The sequence below is a fragment of the Oleiphilus sp. HI0061 genome (genome assembly GCF_001635675.1).
Window position 1 is genome coordinate 1 of the sequence record NZ_LWFE01001722.1, and the last position, 2,237, is coordinate 2,237.

Here is a 2,237-nt window from a genome sequence, read left to right on the forward strand (position 1 = left end):
CCCAGTCGGTTGCCGTTTCAAGGGTATCAACCACATAGCCCTTTTCCCAAAGAGCTTCGCGTAGGTAAGGCATCTTAAAGCGTTTATCAGCCCACTTCTTACCCAAAAAGTTACCGGTGTACACGCCATGATAACGACGAATCATGCTCTTCATTAGTTTGTGGGCAGGGCGGCACTGCTCAGGCAGCCCCGTTATACCCAAGGTCATCATGCACTTGCCTTCAGCAGCACCTTTAAAGCTCAGATACTTTTCAAGCATTGATATCTGGCCAGGGTGACCAGCCAAAGCAAGTTGGGTCGTGGTTTCAACGGCATTACTTAAGCGCAGCATCGATAGTTGAACCTTACTCTGAACCATATAACGAGCTGCTTCCTTTGCTTGCGTCCACGAAGGGAAGAAAATAACGTAAAAGTCTTCTTGCTCTGCTAAAGGTGTCACTCGTACCTTAACTTCAGAGATTACGCCCATCCTCCCTTCCGAGCCCATAAAGATCTCTCTTACATCCGGGCCGCCTGCCGAGGCAGGAATGGTTTGAATATCCATACGCCCCTTAGGTGTTTCGACACTACCACCAGCAAACATTTGTTCGATGCGTCCATAACGCAGAGACTGCTGTCCACTAGAACGGCTCGCTACCCAACCACCAATGGTCGACAGCTCAAAGCTCTGGGGAAAGTGCCCCAAGGTATAGCCTCTAGAACGAAGCTGAGATTCAACTAAAGGCCCAGGTGTACCGGCACCAAAGGTAGCAATCTGACTCTCCTCATCCAAATCTATCAAGCGAGTCATTCGACCTAGCGATAAAGTTAGTATCGGTTCATCAGATTCAAAAGGGTTAATATGCCCCGCGACGCTGGTTCCACCACCATAGGGAATCAGGATAATGTCATGTTCATAACAAAACTCGACCAACTCAGCGACCTGATCTTTAGTTTCTGGAAAAGCAACGCCGTCGGGGAAGAATTCAAAGCGGCCACTTCTCATGGCAAGCCAGTCAGGCAGACTTTGACCGCGAGAATGACGAAGACGCTGTTCCGGGTCTTTATCAATCAATATATGCTCAGGTAAACGACTTTCTGGAACTTGAGCCAAAACTTCACTCAGCTGTGCATCCGCTAAAGGGCTGGAAGCACCCACTAGATCACTAAGAAATTGCTCACCCGTAGGTGGCAAATCCATTTTGTTTGCTTCATCTCCCCAACCATTCCAACGACGCATGCGTTCACCTATATATATTCAAATTTAGTTTAAAGTGCCCAGCATCTTAACAGCGGACAACACTCTAGAAAGACATAGCTCGAAATAATAACGGAATAAACTATAATTTCACTGACAATTTCAGACATTATGATCATCAAATTCAGTCAGTGACACTTTTTGTGCTCTCAAACTTCCTGCGAGAAGAGTAAATTATGAAACACCTGGGCTTTGCTTCCATTCCTGCCGTACAGCAATATTTACAATATGCTCAGAGCAAACAAATCGATACTCATCAAGTCATTCTCGACTCAGGGATCGACCCGAATGTTCTGGCCAGTGCAAATGGGCGTATTATTGGAACCCAGTTCCAATCTCTTATTAAACATCTTATCGAACGCGCTAATGACCCCTTGCTCGGGCTTCATACCAGCCAATTTGTTCAGCCAGGCTCCTATAGTGTGCTTGGCTATATCACTATGAGTTGCGCCACCATCGGTGAAGCCATGGATAAAATACAGCCCTATGAAAGACTTGTCGGGGATATGGGAACAACCAGCTTTAAAGATTTAGGGAACAGCATCTTGCAGTGCTGGCACTGTATTTACGACGACCCGATTGTCAGGCCTCATATGATCGATAACGTGTTGGCTTCGTGGACAAACTTTGCACGCTGGTTAGCAAACCAAAATGCCTCTGCTGAAAAGATACTAATCGGGCGCCCCGCTCCTTCTGCAAAGCTCCAAGAAGAATATACCCGCTTCTTCAATGCACCCGTTGAGTTTGAGGCTCAGCACAACGGTATTGTGCTAAATAAAGACCTACTGTCTATTTCACTTCGCCAACCCGATAACCTGCTACTCAAAACTCTTGAATCTCATGCTAGTGAGCAAATGACTCACCTTAGCCTGGCTAGTGAGAACTTTGCTGATAAAGTCAAAGCACTCATTCGACACCAATTGAATCTAGGCAGCGCAAGAAAAGAACTCATTGCGAATGAACTAAACATGACCGAACGAACACTGCAGAGAAAACTCGT

The 2,237-nt window shown here is 46.4% G+C and carries 2 protein-coding genes; one reads left to right on the plus strand and one right to left on the minus strand.

Annotated elements, in window-relative coordinates; translation table 11 throughout:
• Positions 1 to 1,219: FAD-binding oxidoreductase (locus A3735_RS26480; protein WP_068638957.1), on the minus strand; the 1,219-nt coding region annotated here is incomplete at its 3' end.
• Positions 1,220 to 1,413: 194 nt separating this feature from the next.
• Between A3735_RS26480 and A3735_RS26485 the strand changes: the two genes are divergently transcribed.
• Positions 1,414 to 2,237, plus strand: an 824-nt coding sequence (locus A3735_RS26485) for an AraC family transcriptional regulator (RefSeq protein WP_068638959.1), incomplete at its 3' end; no start/stop codon positions are given.